This is a genomic window from Geminocystis sp. (assembly GCF_041753295.1).
In the GTDB taxonomy this organism is placed as follows: domain Bacteria; phylum Cyanobacteriota; class Cyanobacteriia; order Cyanobacteriales; family Cyanobacteriaceae; genus Geminocystis.
This window is the reverse complement of record NZ_JBGSUU010000064.1, coordinates 70,329-89,166: the sequence shown is the minus strand read 5'-3', so window position 1 is coordinate 89,166 and position 18,838 is coordinate 70,329. Positions and strand designations below refer to the sequence as shown.

General features: G+C 30.6%; 18 protein-coding genes. 6 read left to right on the top strand and 12 right to left on the bottom strand.

All coding sequences use genetic code 11. The annotated features are described in order from the left end of the window. Positions 1–267 precede the first annotated feature (267 nt). The gene (locus ACEW8E_RS06810) at positions 268–1,233 is read left to right on the top strand and encodes a glycosyltransferase family 9 protein (protein WP_373479584.1); all 966 of its coding nucleotides are present in this window, start codon (positions 268–270) and stop codon (positions 1,231–1,233) included. Between the two features lie 68 nt (positions 1,234–1,301). Beyond that, entirely contained in the window at positions 1,302–1,904 is a 603-nt protein-coding gene (locus tag ACEW8E_RS06805) for a hypothetical protein (protein ID WP_373479583.1), read from the top strand. A 78-nt stretch (positions 1,905–1,982) separates the two neighbouring features. Here ACEW8E_RS06805 and ACEW8E_RS06800 read toward each other — a convergent pair whose 3' ends face one another. Further along, positions 1,983–2,732 carry a phycobilisome rod-core linker polypeptide gene (locus ACEW8E_RS06800; protein ID WP_373479582.1) on the bottom strand — a complete coding sequence of 250 codons (750 nt, stop codon included), beginning with the start codon at positions 2,730–2,732 and terminating at the stop codon, positions 1,983–1,985. 261 nt (positions 2,733–2,993) lie between these two features. On the opposite strand from ACEW8E_RS06800, the gene ACEW8E_RS06795 reads away from it, so the two are divergent. Further along, positions 2,994–3,884, top strand: a complete 891-nt coding sequence (locus ACEW8E_RS06795) for an RnfABCDGE type electron transport complex subunit D (RefSeq protein ID WP_373479581.1) — start codon at positions 2,994–2,996, stop codon at positions 3,882–3,884. 41 nt (positions 3,885–3,925) lie between these two features. Continuing rightward, the gene (locus ACEW8E_RS06790; protein ID WP_373479580.1) at positions 3,926–5,239 is read left to right on the top strand and encodes a DUF2330 domain-containing protein; all 1,314 of its coding nucleotides are present in this window, start codon (positions 3,926–3,928) and stop codon (positions 5,237–5,239) included. A gap of 355 nt (positions 5,240–5,594) precedes the next feature. Here the strand turns inward: ACEW8E_RS06790 and rimK are convergent, their stop codons facing one another. Then, positions 5,595–6,503, bottom strand: coding sequence for a 30S ribosomal protein S6--L-glutamate ligase (rimK, locus tag ACEW8E_RS06785; protein WP_373479579.1), 909 nt, complete (start codon positions 6,501–6,503; stop codon positions 5,595–5,597). Between the two features lie 117 nt (positions 6,504–6,620). On the opposite strand from rimK, the gene ACEW8E_RS06780 reads away from it, so the two are divergent. Then, on the top strand, positions 6,621–7,175 hold the full coding sequence (locus ACEW8E_RS06780; RefSeq protein ID WP_373479578.1) for a hypothetical protein: 555 nt from the start codon (positions 6,621–6,623) through the stop codon (positions 7,173–7,175). 40 nt (positions 7,176–7,215) lie between these two features. On the opposite strand, the gene rpmF is transcribed toward ACEW8E_RS06780, so the two are convergent. After that, positions 7,216–7,386, bottom strand: a complete 171-nt coding sequence (gene rpmF, locus ACEW8E_RS06775; RefSeq protein ID WP_373479577.1) for a 50S ribosomal protein L32 — start codon at positions 7,384–7,386, stop codon at positions 7,216–7,218. 103 nt (positions 7,387–7,489) lie between these two features. Then, positions 7,490–8,716, bottom strand: coding sequence for a response regulator (locus ACEW8E_RS06770; protein ID WP_373479576.1), 1,227 nt, complete (start codon positions 8,714–8,716; stop codon positions 7,490–7,492). 173 nt (positions 8,717–8,889) lie between these two features. Here ACEW8E_RS06770 and ACEW8E_RS06765 point away from each other — a divergent pair, with 173 nt between their 5' ends. Continuing rightward, entirely contained in the window at positions 8,890–10,437 is a 1,548-nt protein-coding gene (locus ACEW8E_RS06765; RefSeq protein WP_373479575.1) for an NAD(P)H-hydrate dehydratase, read from the top strand. 59 nt (positions 10,438–10,496) lie between these two features. Here the strand turns inward: ACEW8E_RS06765 and ACEW8E_RS06760 are convergent, their stop codons facing one another. The 8 genes from ACEW8E_RS06760 to ACEW8E_RS06725 all read right to left on the bottom strand — a co-directional run bounded on the left by ACEW8E_RS06760 (position 10,497) and on the right by ACEW8E_RS06725 (position 18,332). Continuing rightward, positions 10,497–11,774, bottom strand: a complete 1,278-nt coding sequence (locus ACEW8E_RS06760; RefSeq protein WP_373479574.1) for a cytosine deaminase — start codon at positions 11,772–11,774, stop codon at positions 10,497–10,499. A gap of 150 nt (positions 11,775–11,924) precedes the next feature. Then, positions 11,925–12,575 carry a molybdate ABC transporter permease subunit gene (modB, locus tag ACEW8E_RS06755; RefSeq protein WP_373479573.1) on the bottom strand — a complete coding sequence of 217 codons (651 nt, stop codon included), beginning with the start codon at positions 12,573–12,575 and terminating at the stop codon, positions 11,925–11,927. Then, complete coding sequence (modA, locus tag ACEW8E_RS06750) at positions 12,572–13,237, bottom strand: molybdate ABC transporter substrate-binding protein (protein ID WP_373479598.1); 666 nt, start codon at positions 13,235–13,237, stop codon at positions 12,572–12,574. Before modA ends, modB begins: the two co-directional genes overlap by 4 nt. Positions 13,238–13,463: 226 nt before the next feature. After that, positions 13,464–13,919 (bottom strand): DUF29 domain-containing protein, encoded by a 456-nt coding sequence (locus ACEW8E_RS06745; RefSeq protein WP_373479572.1) that lies wholly within the window; start codon positions 13,917–13,919, stop codon positions 13,464–13,466. Positions 13,920–14,012: 93 nt separating this feature from the next. Beyond that, positions 14,013–14,465, bottom strand: a complete 453-nt coding sequence (locus tag ACEW8E_RS06740) for a DUF29 domain-containing protein (RefSeq protein WP_373479571.1) — start codon at positions 14,463–14,465, stop codon at positions 14,013–14,015. 109 nt (positions 14,466–14,574) lie between these two features. Further along, complete coding sequence (locus ACEW8E_RS06735) at positions 14,575–15,756, bottom strand: substrate-binding domain-containing protein (RefSeq protein WP_373479570.1); 1,182 nt, start codon at positions 15,754–15,756, stop codon at positions 14,575–14,577. 127 nt (positions 15,757–15,883) lie between these two features. Further along, complete coding sequence (locus ACEW8E_RS06730) at positions 15,884–16,606, bottom strand: hypothetical protein (RefSeq protein ID WP_373479569.1); 723 nt, start codon at positions 16,604–16,606, stop codon at positions 15,884–15,886. A gap of 22 nt (positions 16,607–16,628) precedes the next feature. Further along, on the bottom strand, positions 16,629–18,332 hold the full coding sequence (locus tag ACEW8E_RS06725) for an extracellular solute-binding protein (RefSeq protein ID WP_373479568.1): 1,704 nt from the start codon (positions 18,330–18,332) through the stop codon (positions 16,629–16,631). Between the last annotated feature and the right edge of the window lie 506 nt (positions 18,333–18,838).

Below are 18,838 nucleotides of genomic sequence, written 5' to 3'. Positions count from 1 at the left end.
AGAAAGGAGAGAGGAGAGAGGAGATAGGAGTTAGGAGTTAGGAGTTAGGAAACGGGGAAGAAGTTGAATAATTTATAAAGTCATTATTTAAAACCTGACACCTGAAACCTGACACCTGACACCTGAAACCTGAAACCCATAAAAAAAACTTTGGTAAAGTGTTGTCTGCTTTAAATATTCTCTAAACAAACTTTACAAAAACGTTGTGATAAACAATTGATCCTTTAAAATTAAGCTGAATATAAGTAATTTAATAAAGTTATTACCATGCGCATTTTAACTCTTATTCCGGGCGGTATTAGTGATCAAATTCTTTTTTTCCCTACTCTGAAAACCTTGAAAGAAGAATATCCAGAGGCGATTATTGATGTTATTGTTGAACCACGCTCAAAAAACACTTATCGAGTATGTAAGTCTGTTAATGAAGTGTTAATGTTTGATTTTCAAGATAATAACGGTTTAGCTGACTATCTCAACTTACTAGGCATTATTAGAGATAGAGAATATGAATTAGTTATCACGGGGGAAAAAAATTGGATAGTATCCTTTTTATTATGGCTTGATGGCATTCCTACTCGTATCGGTTATAAAACCAAAAATTCATGGTTTTTGAGCAATGTTGTAGAGCAAAAAACCGAACAATATACTGTTTCTATGTATCATGACTTGCTTAAAGCTTTAAATATTCATTCTTCTGCTCCTGAGTTAAGTATAAATGTACCTAAAGAAGATATTGATTGGGCAGAATCAGAACAAAAACGCCTTAACATAAAAAATACTGGTTATATTTTAATTCATGGTGGAGCTAGTCCTTTAACTGCTAGTCAAGGTATTTATAAAATTTATCCTGTACCTCAATGGCAAAGAATTATTGAAGATATACAAAAAAAACAGCCTAATTTACCAGTAGTTTTACTATGTGGTCCTGATGATCTTAAATGGACTACAGATGTATTAAATTTGTGTCCTACCGTAAAAGTGGTTAGCCCCCCTGATATTGGAAAGTTAGCAGGAATTATTGCTGGTGCAAATCTGATGTTATGTACTGATAGCGCGCCTATGCAGTTAGCTGTTGCTGTAGGTACTTATACTATCGCTCTTTTTGGACCAACTAGAGCTAAAAAGTTATTACCCCCTAATAGCGATCGCTATATTGGTATTCAATCTTTAAGTGATCAAATTGCAGATATACCTACGGACAAAATTTTAGAACAAATCTGGAAAAATAATTAGAAATTAGCCATTAGCAATTAGCAATTACAATTTGTAAAAAGACCAACAAGTAAAAAAAATTACTACCGATGAAACTTTTAAGAACAAGTATTTCAGTATTATTTGCTACAGTAACATTTGTATCTATTCCTCGAATTATTTTTGCTCAGACACCCGTAAATATAATAAATGATGTCAAAACCCCCATTGTCAATAGAGCGATTACGGAAAGTGAAGTATTAGCAGCTCAAAAGGCTTGGGGTGAAGCATTAATAGCTATTGCTACAACCTATGAAAATAAAGGTATCGAAGGGGCTAAAGCCTTAGCAGGAAAAGTAATTGACGAAGCCTATGGCTATCAATTTGGTATTGTACTTTTTAACCCTACCCTTACGGTTCGTCCTCAAACTTTTCGTACTACTCGTGAAGGGGCTTTAGCTTATTTTGTCGGTAATGATCCAGCATTTCCCAATGACGATGGTTTTGCGTTGAAAGGTTGGCGTAAAGTGGAGATTAAAAACGCTGGTATTTTCATTGCGGGTAACACCGCTACAACTATGGGGAATGTGATTCTTACGGATAAAGATGGGAATATCACCACCGTGGACAAAACTTGGCAATTTTTCAAAGATGATAATGGTAAATTGAGGATTATTGTGCATCATTCCTCACTGCCTTTTACAGAAAAGTAAATTACGGATTTTCAAAAAAACCCCCTCTAATAAAAAAAGAGAAGGGGTTTAAATTTATCAACTTTGTATGATGGTTAATTATTTACGGTAGGGAACTTTATCTAAACCGATGTTTCCAGCCGATACACGAGGTGTAGCCGCAGGTTTAGCATTAATACTACGAGCCATATTTAGATAGAGAGAAGGATCTCCAGCTTTGGCTTGTTTGTCTTGAGGTATAAAGCGACGAACTTGATTTTGCCAAATAATTTGAGGGAAACCAAGAATGCCACGATGATAAGCATCATAACGAGGAGAAGTAATATTAAATGGTCTTTCTCCTAGTTCACGAGAAGGTAAATTACGACGGCGTTGATAGGGTACGATGTCATAACCAAAGTTTTCTAAGTATTCATCGGAGTTTAATAACTCATCAACGAAGCCTTTGATACCTTTGTTTACTACAACGATAGACCAAGCAATTTTTTCTTTTTCGCTGTAAGGCACACGACCCAACACTTTTTGAATACAATGTTCTACAAAACGATAGTTACTATTTTTTTCGTAAAAACTATTTCTAAAAGTTTCTGATAATAATAAGCCACGAATGAAATCACGCACAGTAATTTGTTTGTTGCGTAATTGTGATTCTAAAGCAGGTTCACGATCAGATTTAAAAGCATGGAAAAAGATTTGACGATAAGCTGCTTCAATTAATACATCCATATCAGATGCACTATAAAGACATTCAGCATTATAGATTCTTGCTTGTTCATCGCCACCTACTTCATAACCAGCTACACGGGTATTTTGAGAGTTAGGTGCGTAATTTAAAAGAGGAATAGCCAACGTTAAGACCTCCGTATCTTAAAATTATTTTAAATGTTTTTTCTACAATCATTAGCATAATCGACAACGGCATCTAATCTTAGAAAACGTAAAGAATTGTTACAGTAAAAAATCTCAAACCTGATTTATGGAACATCATTAAAAAATCAATAGTCTTTTTTTGTAGTAAAAATTCCTTGAGTTACGGACAATGTAACCTAACTAAATCGTAATGATTTTGATGATTAAATTTTATTCTTTAACTCAACCAATAAGGTAATTATGATGAATTTATTTAAGGATGCACGGGATTATCAAATTATCTGTCTGGGTTTATTTCTAGTTTTAGGTATTTTTCTGCGAGATTGGACTTTACAAATTAATAGCATTTTGCTCATTATTATTACTTGTTTAGTTACTCAAATTATTTTAAGTTCTTTTCTTAAATTTAACTCAGAATTTATTAACATAAATTTCAAAAAAAAGCAAGGGTTTTATCTAAACAATTTATTAGATTTTTCTGGGGTAAAAAGTGCTTTAATTACGGGGTTAGGTTTGAGTTTATTATTAAGAGCAAATAGTTCTAATATTTTAATGTTAGCTGGGTTTTTAGCCATCAGTTCTAAATTCATTTTTAACTATCATCAAAAACACTTTTTTAATCCTGCTAATTTTGGTATTATAATTACAATATTTTTAACTAAATCAGCATGGGTATCTCCTGGGCAATGGGGCAGTGATTGGTGGTATTTACTCTTATTTATTTGTGTAGGTGCGATGGTATTAAATAAGGTGGGAAGATGGGAAACCAGTGCTATTTTTCTTAGTGTTTTTATTGCTTTAGAAGGAATTTATAACTATTATTTAGGTTGGAATTTTGAGGTTTTAACCCATCAATTAACCAGTGGAAGTTTATTAGTTTTTACCTTCTTTATGTTAACGGATCCTCGTTCTATTCCTAATGCTAAAAATAGTCGCATTCTGTGGGCGATCGCTATTGCTTTTTTGAGCTTTATTTTAAAGGAAGTTTTTTATATAAATAGTGGAATATTTCTAGCGTTATTTATGATGTCACCCTTAACAATTTTACTAGATTTAATCTGGAAAGAAAATCGTTTTTGTTGGCAAAAAAAACAATGTAACATTCTAGTTTTGTTGAGTAGTTTCTCTTAATTCCTTCACTCCTAAAAGAGTTATTAATAACATAAAAAATCATGAAAAAATACCTAATAATAATTGCTTGTTTTCTAACATTTTTATTTTGTTTTCAAGCGTCAGCCTTAGCATTTTGTGGCTTTTATGTAGCGAAAGCAGATAGTAAATTATATAACCAAGCCTCTCAAGTAATTTTAGCCAGAAATGGAGAAAAAACTGTTTTAACCATGGCTAATGATTATCAAGGAAATGTCAAAGATTTTGCCTTAATTGTACCAGTACCAGTACCGATTAAAGAAGATCAGGTAAACGTTGGCAATCCGAAAATTTTGGAAAGATTAGACGCATTTAGTGCGCCAAGATTAGTAGAATATTTTGATAGTGATCCTTGTCAGCCAATTGGTTACATGGATGCCATACCCAGTGCTGCCCGAAGTAATGAAATGACACAGGGAAGAAGACAAGAAAAAAATCAGTCTTTTGGTGTCACGGTGGAGAGTAAATTTACGGTGGGGGAATATGACATTTTAATTTTAAGTGCGAAAGAATCTAACGGCTTAGAAAAATGGTTGATTCGAGAAGGTTATAACATTCCTAAAGGAGCTAGTGAATTGTTACAGCCATATATTAAACAACAGATGAAGTTTTTTGTAGCGAAAGTAAATTTAACGGAGTTAGCAAAATCAGATTTTCAGTCTTTGCGCCCGTTAATGATAGCCTATGAATCGCCAAAGTTCATGTTACCCATACGTTTAGGCATGGTAAACAGCCAAAAAGAGCAAGATTTGATAGTTTATCTACTATCTTCTAAAGGTGAAACGGAATTAACTAATTATCGTACCGTGAAAGTGCCTTCTGATGTGGATATACCCGAATTTGTGCAACAAGAATTTAGTGGTTTTTATAAATCTATGTTTAGTCGTAGTCATGAAAAAGAAGGGCGTAAAGTGGCATTTTTAGAATATGCTTGGAATATGGCAAACTGTGATCCTTGTTCTGCTGAACCTTTAAACCCTGATGAATTAAGACAAGCAGGAGTTTTTTGGCAAAATTCACCCTATGACAATAATTTATTTATAACTAGATTACATATCAGATACGATAAAGCTCATTTCCCTGAAGATTTGAAGTTTCAAAATACAGCTAATCAACAATTATTTCAAGGGCGTTACGTTATTCGTCGTCCTTTTCGGGGGAATATTAGTTGCGATGCAGGAAAAAATTATCCCCAACAGGTAAGACAAAGACAGCAAAAAGAAGCGCAAACTTTAGCTAATTTAACAAATTGGAAATTAATTGACATTGAAAAGAGAATTAATTTTTTAGAAACTCAAACGGAAAATACTCCTTGGTGGCGAAAACTCTGGCAGTGACTGGCGAAGTTAATTACACCTCAGTGAGTCATAACATTTTTAGTGGAATAGGAGTAATGAGTAATGAGTAATGAGTAATTAATTCCTAATTTCTAATTTCTAATTTTTAATTCTTCAAGGTTAGGAGATAGGAGAGATGAGAGAGGGGATAGTAAAGAAGAATTGATTTAAACTTATACAAAATTAATTTTTGGCAATTATTTACCTTTATTTAATTATTTTTCTTCGCTAAAATTTAAACAGGGATTATTGTAGGGGTGAATTGGTTTCACCCTAAACTTATTATTTAAAACCTAAAACCCGACAACTGCCACCTCAAATCAACAATTAATTCTCTTTTGCGTAACATCAGTAATTAAAATTGAATACGATCTCGATTACTATTTCCTAATTCTACATTTTTTTCCAGAAAATCAATAATTTTGTCGGCAACATCTACTTGACTAGCTTTTTCGATGCCTTCTAATCCGGGGGAAGAATTAACCTCCATGACTACAGGGCCATGATTTGAGCGCAATAAATCAACTCCTGCTACCCTCAACCCCATAGCCTTAGCGGAGCGAATAGCTGTACTCCTCTCTTCAGGGGTTAACTTAATTTTCTCTGCGATACCACCTCGATGAAGATTAGAGCGAAAATCACCTTCAGGGCCTTGTCTTTTCATAGCGGCTACAACTTTGTTACCTACAACAAAACAACGAATATCAGCTCCTCCTGCTTCTTTGATGAATTCTTGTACTAAAATATTGGCATTTAGTCCTTTAAATGCTTGAATTACAGATTTTGCGGCTTGATAGGTTTCTGCTAAAACTACACCTATCCCCTGAGTGCCTTCTAATAATTTAATCACCAGAGGGGCTCCTCCTACAGTTTCAATTAAACCGTCTATATCCTCTGTATCATGGGCAAAACCTGTCACGGGTAATCCTATACCTTCTTTAGCTAAAATTTGAACGCAACGCAATTTATCCCGAGAGCGAGAAATGGCTTGAGATTCATTGGCACTAAACACTCCCATGACTTCAAACTGTCGGACTACTGCTAAACCATAAAAAGTTTTTGAAGCACCAATGCGAGGTATTATAGCGTCAAAGTTTTCTAAGGTTTTTCCCCCATACACTACCGTTGGTTTATGGGAAGTTATATTCATATAGCATCTAAGATAGTTTACTACCTTCATTTGATGTCCTCGTTTTTCTCCAGCTTCTTTTAATCTTGTAGTGGAATAAAGGCTACTATCTTGAGATAAAATAGCTATTTTCATGGGATATTCTCAATTTTTTTAATCTATTTAATTGTACAATTTGTGATGTCATCAAATGCTAAAAAAAGTTTTTTATTATACAAATAATTCTTTTATTTTACCTATGAGTCATATTATATGAATAATCCTTCGATTTCTGAGTCTATTTTTCCTATTTCTCCTCTGATTAAAATTACTCTTCTTAATCTTTATTTTGCCTTAACAATACCTCTTCCTTTTCTAGCTAAATTTGCTTCGGTAAATATTTCTATGGAGGTTTTTTTCCTATTTTTATTTATAGGGGCGATGGCTATTGTGGGGATTTTGAGTGAAAGAGTAACGGTTAATGAAGAGGGAATTAAAGTTTCTTATCCTCAATGGGTATCATGGTTGTGGCGCAAAGAATGGAGTTTGAAATGGACAGAAATTGATAGCTTAAGAATGCGTACTACAGGTCAAGGGGGATTAGTATATTATTTTGTAACTAAAACCAAAGATAAAGCCTATTTATTACCCATGAGAATTGCTGGATTTAACTTGATGGTGAAAAAAGTCCAAGAGAAAACTAACATTGATACAACAGATATTAAACCTTTAGCACAACCTTGGATGTATCTTTTTTTGTTGGTATTCACTTTTTTCCTGTGGTTGATGGATATTTGGACAATTTCCACCGCTTTAACAGGAATTTAACAATTAACAACATTTTTTGCTGTCAACTGTTAAGTATCAATTACTCCTCGTCTTCCTCTTTAACAGGATAAACAAAGCTATTAGATTTACCAGTTAAGACTGATTTGCCTAAAGATAGAGCTTTTTGAGCTTGTAATTCAGCTTTTTTAATCCAATGAGCTTTACGTTGATCTCTTTTTGATTTTGATGTTTTCTTTTTAGGTACTGCCATAAACTTTAAATAATAATTTGATTATCGGACAATTTTACTATTTTAACCATAGTTAACTGACTATAGCAATCTTATTTACCTTGAGAGGATAAATATGATCATATTAAGTATCAGTGTCACTACTGAGTTCAAAAACAGATGAATTATGAGATTTGAGAGATTTATTGGAGCGTAAACTTGACTTAATTTTAGCTAAAACTTTTTCTTGATCTATTGGTTTACCTAAAAAACCACTAGCACCGACAATTTTACTTCTTACTCGATCTATCATACCATCATTACTGGTCAAAATAATTATGGGAGTATCTTTAAAGCCTGAAACTCGTCGAATTTGAGAACAAATTTCATAACCGTTAACAATAGGCATGACTAAATCTAAAAAAATTAAATCTGGTTTTTTTTTCAGAATTTGTGGTAATGCTTTAAGGGGATCTTGTATGCCTATATATTGATAACCAGCTTCACAGACAATATGTTGCATGATTTGACAAATTTGTAAACTATCATCGACACAAATAATTAGTTGTTGATGAGTGGTTTTTGTGAGTTTATAGTTTTGATTAGTAACCCCAATTAAAGTTATATCTAAAGGTTTATCTTTGATTTCTATTAAAGCAATTAATCCTTGTTGAAAATAAGGTTTTAACCATACAGTAATTTTTAAAACTGTTAAATTAAGGGTATCAGCTAACTCTATTAATGGATATTTACCATTTAATAAAGAGATTAATTTTCGGTAGGTATTTTCTTTTCCTCTAAATTTTTGTTGTAAAAGTACAGGATTTTTAATGATAGGTGCAAAGTTAGGATTCCAAGAAGTTAAACCTAAATTTTCCCACTGTTGCCATTGACATTCAACTTCTTCTAATACTGTTTCTATTTTTAGTAGTGTAATAGAGTTTTTTAATCCTGATTCTTCAGGAAAATTATCTTCAACATTAACTAAATCATAGGTTAATTTTTGTTGATTTTCTCCTTGATAAATGTCAAATAATATCTGTTTAATTCTTTCATTTACTAATAATAAAGCCTGTTCTTTTGTAATTAAAAATCTTTGTAATAAAGAGACAATTAAATAATAATTCCAACACTCAAATTCTTTAGCTTTGTTAATATCAATCAGATGAGGATCTAAATTAGAACAATATTTAGCTAATAATCTTTCCCATGCTCTATAAGGATGATAACCTCCATCGGCCCAAATTAAACGACTGAGACAGAAATATAAACGCCATTCTTCTCCGTTTGGCTTTTTTATATCTATTCTGCCTGTAAACTTTTTTCCTTGGAGGGATTGTAGTTTCTCTTTTAGTACTCCTGAACTAATCATTTCTTCCCCTTCACTATCTGACTTAAATGTATTTTAAGTTGATGAATCATTATTTAACAGTGATTTAGAACTGCTATATCATAAATATTTTAAGATACAGAGAACATAAAAGGTTAATTTGTTGGTTTTCTTAACAAAAAACAATAATATACTGCAAGGATTAAAACGTAATCATGAATAATATTGACGAAATTCAAAACACCGTGATTGTGACAACAAAACAGATGCAAGATATTGAAAAGCAAATGTTTACTCAAGGAATGCCTGTGGCTAGTTTAATGGAAAAAGCGGCACTTTTATGTAGTCAAAAAATTAATCAAGATTATCCTTTAAATCAATATTTAACTGTAGGAATTATCATCGGAAATGGTCATAATGGAGGTGATGGTTTAGTTATTGCTAGGGAATTATTTTTCAAAGGTTATCAAATAAAAGTATATACACCTTTTGCTGAAAAATCGAAAGATTTAACCGCTCAACATTTACAATATGCTAAGTTTTTAACTCTTAATTTTGTTAATAATATTGATGAGTTAAAGTATTGTAATTTAATTATTGATTGTTTATTTGGTTTCGGTTTAAATCGGGTTATTGATAATTTTTTATATGATAATATTTTAAGAGTTAATAGTTGGCAAAAACCTTTAATAAGCATTGATTTACCATCAGGAATAGATACGGATACAGGGGAAGTTTTAGGAGTAGTAATTAAGGCAACTAAAACTTTATGTTTAGGATTATGGAAATTAGGTTTATTTCAATCTTCCGTAACAGAATATACAGGAAAAATAGAGATAATTGACATCGGTATTCCTCATAATTTAATTGAAGAAACCATTAATAAATCTAATCCTATTACATTAATGAGTAAGAAGAAAGTTAAAGAAATTTTACCTTTACCTCGTACCATTAATACCCATAAATATCACCAAGGAAATTTACTCCTTATTTGTGGTTCTTGTCAATATGCAGGAGCTGCTTTATTATCAGGATATGGGGCAAAAAGTAGCGGTGTGGGAATGGTAACTTTAGCCGTGCCTGAATCTTTAAAATTAACAATAATTAATCATTTTCCTTTTGCTTTAGTTGTTGGTTTATCAGAAATAAAAGATCTTGATTGTTTATCTTTAAATAATTACGATGTCATTGCTTTTGGTATGGGAATTTCTAAAAATAATCTATTATTAACAGACAAGTTTATTGAAAAATTACTAACAATAAACACAACATTAATTATTGATGCTGATGGTTTTAACTATTTATTAAACAAAAATTTTATGGACATATTATCAAATCGTAAATCACCTACTATTTTAACGCCCCATGAAGGAGAATTTAAACGATTATTTCCTGATTTAGACTTAACTAAAAATCGTTTTATGGCACTTCAAAAAGCAGCAAAAAGAACTAATAGTACTATATTGCTAAAAGGTGAAAAAACCATGATTAGTCATCAAGGAAAAAACACTTGGATTATTAAAGAGGGTACTCCCGCATTAGCTAGGGGAGGAAGCGGAGATGTTTTAAGCGGATTTATCGGAGGTTTAGTAGCACAAAGAAACTTAACTCAATATCCCATAGAAGAAGTTGTTGCTACTGCGGCATGGTTACATCAACAAGGAGCAATTTTAGCCGCAAAAAAACATACTCAAATGGGTGTCGATGGGGTTATTTTAGCTAAATATATCAATAAGGCGATTTCTGAAATTATCAATCACTAACATTAAATTTGGTTAGAATATATTTATTCCCAGAAAATACTATTTAAAAACAACTATAATTAATGATTTAATTGATCTAATTGTTTATATTTTGGCAATTTATTTTTAATTATTTTACCATTTCTAATTACAAGGCGATCGCTTTGATTTCGAGATAATAATTCACTAAAATAACGAGCTTTAAAAATAACTAAATTAGCTGGTAAATTTACGCCTATTCGCCCTAATTCTGGTAATTTCATCAAATCAGCAGGAATTTTAGAAATAGAGGTAATCCAATCGCTGTAAGGTGTATCTAAATGAGCAATTCTCACAGACTGGTTAAACACTTCTAATAGATCATGATCTCCGAAACCGAAAAAAGGATCTCGACAATTATCACTGGCAAAAGTGACTTTAACTCCTGCTTTTTTTAATTCTTTAACTTTAGTTATTCCCCTCCAAAAAGGAGTTATATTTTCTTGCCTATCCTGCAAATATAAATTACACATCGGCAAACTGACAATATTAATATTCGCTTCTTTTACTAAGTTAATTGTTTTTTGTACTACTCCTTCAGGTTGTACAGATAAGCTACAGCAATGTCCGCAAAGAATATTACCAGTAAAATTAGTTTTAATAGCAATTTCAGCGATTTTTTGCAAACAAATTGAGTCTATTTCGCCGTTTTCGTCGGCGTGAAAATCTAAATCTAAATTTCTTTGTTTTGCTAATTGAAAAACTTTTTCTAACTGAATTTCTAACTCTGGATTTGTATAAGCAACACCGCCTAAAATTCCGCCAATTTCTGCAATTTTATCGGCTAATTTCACACCATTTTCTGTTAAAAAATAATCTAAACTAACTAAGGAAACTGCTTGTAAATTAATTTTATTTTGCCATTTTTGTTGTAATTTTTGCCAAACTTTAAGGCTAGTATCAGCTTGGTTTTCATGACAATCTAAATGGGTTCTAATGGCAATTGTACCATGAGCATAACTACATTTCAAACTAAATTCCATCCGTTGATATAAGTCTTCTTCATTCCACAAAATAGAGTCTTTTTTTACTGTTTCTAAAGCAGTTTTGAAATCACCTTGTAAGTTCGGTGATCGCTCAAAAATATGTCCTTTATCAAGATGAGTATGAATATCAACAAAACAAGGCAAAACTATTCCTTTTTGTAAATCAATACCAATGGTATTACTAGCAGGAATAATTTGATTTATTTTTCCTTCTTGAATTTGTATATCACATAAACATAAATTTTCTTTAGTTTGCGGAATAAATTGATTATCGACTATTAAACAAGTAGGAATATGAGCATTTTTGAGCCAGTAATTACTATGATTTATCATTTAATTTTGTATAAAAATATTAGATTATATTTTAAATATTTATTTTTTCTCGTAAAGAGGCAAACATAGAAAAGTTTTTATCAAAATTGTCAATGTTAGGTAATAATTTTACAGATTTTTGTCAATAGTTATTCATAATTAAAGTTAGTTTTATCGTGATAAATTATTGAGAAGAAAAATAGTAAAAAAAGAAAAGAATAAAAGAATTATAACCCAAAACCAACCTTCTTCAAATTCCCCAGCCTGTACTGCAAAATAAATTGCCATCGGAATTGTTTGAGTTTTATTCGGGATATTTCCTGCCACCATTAAAGTTGCCCCAAATTCTCCTAAAACACGGGTAAAAGACAAGATTATTCCTGCCAAAATACCCCGAAAAGCTAAGGGTAAACTAATATAATAAAATACCGCAATTTCTGATGCACCTTCAATTCTCGCCGCATCTAATAACAATGAATCAATTTGCTCAAATGTGCCTAAAGTTGCCCGAAACATCAAGGGAAAACCAATAATTATACAGGCAATTACAGCACCATACCATGTAAAAATAATGTTAAAATTCCATTGTGATAATATTTTACCAATAAGACTGTTTTTTCCTAGTAATATTAATATTAAAAAACCTACTATTGTTGGTGGTAAAACAAGGGGAATAAGTAAAATTGTTTCAATAAGCGATCGCCATTTTCCTTTATATTGATATACTTGATAAGCAATAATAACCCCTAAAATAAAAGTAATTATAGTGGCTAATAATGATACTTTTAAAGAAATCCATAAAGGAGATAAATTAATTGTCATTTAGCTATGCCAAATCCATATTTTTGAAAAATTTTTTTAGCAGTTTCACTTTGTAAAGATTCTAAATATTTTTTTGCTATTTGTTGAGATTTACTATTTTTAATAACTGCTACAGGATAAATAATTGGTGTATGTAATTTTTTATCTGCGAGGGCAATTACTTTTATTTTATCAGAGCTTTTAGCATCAGTCAAATAGACAATTCCAGCATCGGCATTGCCAGTTTCGACATAAGTTAAAGTTTCTCTGACATTATTTCCATATACAAATTTAGATTCTAAAGAGGCTAAAATTCCTAAATTTTTAAACACTTCTACTGCGTATTGTCCAGCAGGTACACTTCGTGGTTCACCAATGGCAATTAATTTTATTTTTAGTTGTGCTAATTGAGGAAAATTAGTTAAAGATAAAGGATTATTTTTAGGAGTAATTAAAGCAATTTGATTAAGTAATAAATTTTTTTTAGTATTAAATACTAATAAATTCTTTTTCTCTAAAGTATTCATTTGTTTAAATGAAGCAGAAATAAATACATCAATGGGTGCACCTTGTTCAATTTGTTGTTGTAAAATACCAGAAGCGGCAAAATTATAATCAACATTTTGGGGATATTTTTTACTAAATTCTTCTAAAGCTGGTTGAAGACTAGTAGCCGCACCTATTAAAATTTGTGGATTATTATTTCCTCTTATTATAAAAGAAAAATAGATTATTCCTAATAATACTAAAAAAAAATAAATAGCCCTTTTAAAAAAGATTTTTTAAACATTATTTTATCCTACATTTAACAAAATATATTTTATATTATCATTATCCTATTAACTTTAGCAATACCCTCCATAAGGATAATTTTGCAATATTAGAATAAAATTTATGTAAAATTAAAATTTATTGTTTTGGAAACCAATCTTCATCTAATAATTGATCTATATTATAAGGACATTCTGACGGTAAATTATTAAGTTTACTTTTTCGTTTAGCATATCGTAAAGCATTTTGATAAATAGAATGTAAATCTGTTTCTAAATATTTGTAAAAATTACTTGTCATTCTGTCATTTAATTGATTGCGAAATCCGATAACCTCCGCTTCCCAATGATTAGCATTTCTCTCATATTCACTATCCCAATACTCTAATAATAATAGATGCCTAATAATTTGCTCTAATAAACTTCTAACTCGATGTTTTTTTTCGTTACCCAAGTCTTCTAACTCCTCAATTAAATTCTCTAAATCTAATTCATTAAATTGCTTTTCTTTTAGTAATTTTACCGTTTCTTGTATCCATAAATAATCATCAATTTCGTATAAATCTTGTAAATTAATTTTAGTTTTTGCTGTCATAATTTATCACCATAATTAACATCTTAATTTTATTATAAGCCTCATTAAATAGCTGTGTTTTTTTATTTCAAATTCAATATAATTTAATTAAATTTAGTGTTTTGGAAACCAATCTTCATTTAATAATTGTTCTAAATTATAAGGGCATTCTGACGGTAAATTATCAAGTTTACTTTTTCGTTTGACAAACCTTAACGCATCTTGATAAAGATTTAATATTTCGTTATTTAGGTGTTTATATAAATTAGTTGTTAAATACCTTCTTAATTGAATCCGAAAACTGATAATTTCAGATTCCCAATGATTAGCATTTCTCTCATATTCACTATGCCAATACTCTAATAATAAATGTCTAATAATTTGCTCTAATAAACTTTCAACTCGATGTTTTTTTTCGTTACCGAAGTCTTCTAACTCCTCAATTAAATTCTCTAAATCTAATTCATTAAATTCTTTTTCTTTTAATAATTTTACTGTTTCTTGTATCCATAAATAATCATCAATTTCGTATAAATCTTGTAAATTAATTTTTTCACTTACTGTCATAATTTATCACCATAATTAACATCTTAATTTTATTATAAGCCTCATTAAATAGTTGTGATGGTTTTTATTTTCACTAAAATAGAATTTCATTATAGTTATTGATTCTAAATTATGAGCGATACCAAATTTTTTGAATTTCATTCATTATCTCTGGATTTGGGCTAGAATTAATTTTAATAGAAGGGTTAATTTCTACTCCCATAATATTTTGATTCCATGGAGTATTTGGCAAAGATTTTAAGTCTAAATTAATCATAGGACGAAAACCATATTTAGCGAAAATTATTTGTTGTTCATTTTCTGTTAAAAAGTCGATAAATTTTTTACCTGCTTTTGCTTCTGATTTACTTATATTTTTCTTCACAATTGCACCCATAATGGTTGTTTCAATGGTAGGATTTGGATAATAAATTTGATAGCCTTGTTTTTGATTTTCCTTTGCTTGTAACCAACGATGTAAAGCGATACTTTCGTAAACTGTAGCGACATCAGCATCATTTTTCCCTCTAGCAATAAATTCTTGTAGTAAAATATCGGTAGATCTTGGAGGTTGATAAACAGAATTTTTAATAAGTTGAAAAAGTGTGCTTATTTTAGGATTATTAACATCATTTAATGTCAAATTATTTTGATTAAGTTGACTTTTTGCCCATAAATTTAGGGTTAATTGACCACTATTTGAACGAGTGGGATCTGTTGTGATAAAATCAAAACTACCCCATTCTTTTTTACCTCCTAATTTATCCCAATTTTTTGTTTGTAAAGCTGTTTCTAATCTTTGCCAATTGAATTTATTATCGGGAAATAAAACCTTTCCTCTTTCTTCCCATGCAATAGCAACTAACATAGTTTTAGCGATGGCTTTTGGGGTATCATAAAAAATATCAGTTTCTCCTTGGGCTTTTAATTGTGTTTCTAATTCTGTAATTAATTCACTATTAGCGGGGAGTAAAATAGTTGGTTGAAAGTCATTTTTTTCCTCAGTATAATTATTAATAATATCCTGTGAACCTTGAAATTTTAAATCTAAATTAATATTAGGATTTTCTTCCTCAAATTTTTTTTCTATCTCTTCTAATACTTCTTTTAATTCACTTCCACTAACAATAGTAACAGTATTTTTTAAACCAAAAATAGGCAGTAAATAAGTTATACCTAAAGAAGCCAAAATAATCCCTACAGAAATCGCTTTATTAGCAGAATAATTATCTTGATTATTACTAGAGATAATTGCTTCCGATGAAGAAGGAATTTTCAAGATTGATAAAAATTTTTGTGTTAACCTATCCATAACTTTTTTTAATCGAAATATTTAATAAAGTTTGTAGTAAACTCTTTAGAGTTATTTTTTTTACACAATTAAGACTAAAACCTTTACTACTGACATTTTATGATTTTTATATTGTTACTAATTATTTTTACAATAAATAAGCATTTTCTTGTAAGATAACTAACTCTTGACTTAAGACTTGTAAAGCATTTAATTCCTGAGAATTAGTTAAATCTGCTGTGCGTAATTTATTCTGCAATTGTTGTAAAATTCCAGCAGATTCAGTAATAATATTTGTCAAAGAAAATACTTGCGCTTCTCGTGCGGATTGACCTTCTTTTGCTAAAGTAATATTACGAATTAAACTCAATTCTATTTGCTGTAATTTCTCTAAAGCCACTCCATCAGCAGATTTTTTTTTCTTTTTAATATTTGCTAATTTTTCCTGCAATTCTTCCACTGATAATAAAGAATCTCCTCCCGATAACTTACGACTTAAATCTTCTATTTTTTGAGGTAATTCTAAGGCGCGATCGCAAGAATATTCTACCGCCGTTAATAAGTCCATTTGCCATGAATCATGTAATAATTTTTTCGCTTCTAACCGTAAATTTTCAGCTTTATTAACTAATAATTGAGCTTCTTTTTTTGCTTGATTTAATTCAGTTTCTAAGGCTTTATTATCTAAATCAATATTACTATTATTTTGTTGATTATTATAAGCTAAAAAAGTTGATCCTATAACAGCAATAGCTATACTAGAAGGTAATATAATAAAATTAGATAATTTAACAATTTTTACTCCTAAAAATAAAGAAATTCCAGCGATTAAAATGGCTAAAGGATAATTAAGAGGGTTAACTATTTTCATGTTTTAAAACTTCTAATTTTAGTTAAAATTCTACTTGTAAATCATTCATTAATTTATCAATGGTATTAGGATCACCTTGTTTATAATAACCATTATTGATATTAGCAATTTGTTCTAAAATTTGAGGATTAAATTCCCCTTCTTTACCATAACCTACAGTAAAAAAAGCAATTCTTTCATCACTATTAAAACCACTTTTTTTTAATTCTTGCTCTAATTGTTGTATCGTTATTTTACTATCAGAATCTTCTCCATCAGTGAGAATTAACACCGCATTAATAGCATTTGGTTTCAAATTTTTGCGTAACCAATCACGAGCAAATAAAGCACTATCATATAATTTTGTACCACCTTTTGCCTGTAAACTACTGATATATTTAATACCTTTATTTTTACCTTCAGGAGTACCTTTTATAATCACAGGCTCGTTAATCCTATCACTAAAAGTAATTAAAATAATTTCCTCTTTTATACCTAAATTATTGACATAATTAAGTAAAGTATTTTGCACCGCCGTTATTTTTTGCCCTGCCATCGAACCTGAAACATCAACAACTACTGCAACTTGAGAAGGTTTTTTGGCATAATTTTGCCAATTTTTAAGCATAGCTTCCACAACTTCAGGTTTAGGAGGGCGATAAGATTCATATTGTGGATTAGAATTTACTCCAAATTGAGCGTTAAATTTATTTTCAATAGAAACACCAGCAATAGCAGGGCGTAATCCCAATTCACTGGCAAAAGTTTGCAACTCAGGAGTAAGCATAAAATCTAACACCTTCCCAGCACCTTCTTTTTCTTCAGGAGATACCCAAGAAGCGTTAGGCAAAATTCCTCGAATATTTGAGCTAAAAGTTGATTTCGGATATACTGCTTGATATTTTGTTTGGTTTGCATCACCTTGACTATTGGCATGAATAACAGAAGATTCATAAACAGAGCCAACATTTGCCCAAAATACGCCATTTTTTACCATGGAATCAGCTAAAGAAGCGGTAGAAATACCATAACGAGTTACTTTACTCTGAATAGCTTTAACTTGCTCTTGATATTTCTTAATATCATCAATGGTTAAATCTTGAGGCGGTTTATTAGCTACGGAGGAAAATTGAGCAACTAAAGTCTGTAACCCAGAATTAGAGCGAATAGGAGACGTTTGTACAAAATAAATAGGTAAAGGTGACGCATTAGCATCTAATTTTTGATAGTTTTCATACTTCGATAACGCCGTATAAATATCTCCTGCTTTTTCCAAAGTCGGAGCCAACTCTTTTGTAGTCATAAATACCATAGGGCTAAAGACTAATAAAGGAGAATCGGTAATAGCTGGAATATAGTTTTTACTAGGAAAAATCTTATCAATTTGATAAATTAATTGACTATGATAAATTTCACCATCTACGGCGATTAAAGATGGAAATCTGGCATCATCGGCAGTAATTCCCCCCGTTGATAATTGTTGACTAAGAGAAACAACTTCAGTGATGACATCACCACTACCTTTAGCTTCACAAGTTAAATAAAAGGCTTTACCGCTACTTAATTTTGGCTTCGTGGCATTAAACTTAGTGGCAGTTTGTTGACAAAATTCTTCAAAACCACTACCCACTAAAAACTTAATGGGAATGCCAGAAGGTTGATTATTATTAGTATTCGCTCCATTACATCCACTAATTAATAAGGGTGTAATTATTAAAGGAAAAATTAATTTAAAATTTGAAACCATAAATAAAGGTTAAATTTTTGTTGTTATAAAGATCATAACTAATTTATTGCTTGGTTAAGGTTAAGGAAAAATTAATAATTAATTAGAAGTTACCCACTTGATTTCCTTAATCGTCTAAGTTTAGAGTTAGATAATGGAAAAAATCTTATCCATACTTCTTAATTTTTGCTATGATTATTGAAAATTTTGCGAAAATAAAAGAGTTAAAATGATTAAACAAACAAAACGCAATATAATCTTAAGCACTACGGTCTTGAGTACGTCTGTTTTTTTTATAATACAACTTCAGCCCAAGCTATAGGTATAATCTTTGATCAAATTGGTGACGGTACTCCCACTTCAGGTAATGGTACTTTTGCAAGTCAAGATTTTGAACCTATATTTAATGGTGCTGATATAGCTGTAATTGATGATTTCGTAACAACCACTGGGGTTAATCTTTCTCAGGCTAGTGCTGTATTTTCAACACAACAAGTTGGTGCTTTAGCTAATGTAACTGGGTGGAA